1 pseudogene is annotated in these 654 nt (G+C 40.8%); it reads right to left on the reverse strand.

Annotated elements, in window-relative coordinates:
• Positions 1–167: 167 nt before the first annotated feature.
• A pseudogene (locus ACFO24_RS06240) lies at positions 168–546 on the reverse strand (diguanylate cyclase domain-containing protein); the annotation flags it as partial.
• Positions 547–654: the final 108 nt, after the last annotated feature.

Raw genomic sequence — 654 nt, forward strand, 5'->3', positions numbered from 1 at the left:
TGAAACAGTGGCATCAAACTCACCCTGAGTTGTTCAATAAGCGACCATATGATCGTCCGGGATGCAACAATAAAGCAAAAACTCTTTTTTGTCCAAACCTTTTTGCAAATCACGTAGCAGCATACGACGACTTTGTGCTTCTTGCTCCATCTCAATATCAAATACGGCAAATTGATTGCGTCCTTTATCTTTTGCTGCGTACATCGCCAAATCCGCATGTTTGAGCAAAGTCCGCCCATCTTGCCCGTCTTCAGGATAAAAAGTAATTCCAGCACTGACAGAAATATTAACAATATTATTGGTTAGATTGTAAGGCTTAGAAATATTATCCAAAACTTTTTTGCAGATAGAAAATATATCTTCTCTGCTCTTTGTATTGTGTAATATCAAAACAAACTCATCACCGCCGAGGCGAGCAACCAAGTCTGTGCTGCGAACACAGGATTGCAGTCGGGAAGCCACTTGGCGAAGCAGCTCGTCACCCTCATCATGCCCAAAGGTGTCATTGACTTCTTTAAAAAAGTCTAAATCCAAAAACACCAAAGCAAATATTTTTTGCTCACGTCGAGAAAATTCAATTGTACTTGTTGCATCCCGGACGATCATATGGTCGCTTATTGAACAACTCAGGGTGAGTTTGATGCCACTGTTTCA

This window comes from Comamonas denitrificans, from assembly GCF_042654745.1.
Lineage (GTDB): Bacteria > Pseudomonadota > Gammaproteobacteria > Burkholderiales > Burkholderiaceae_C > Comamonas > Comamonas denitrificans.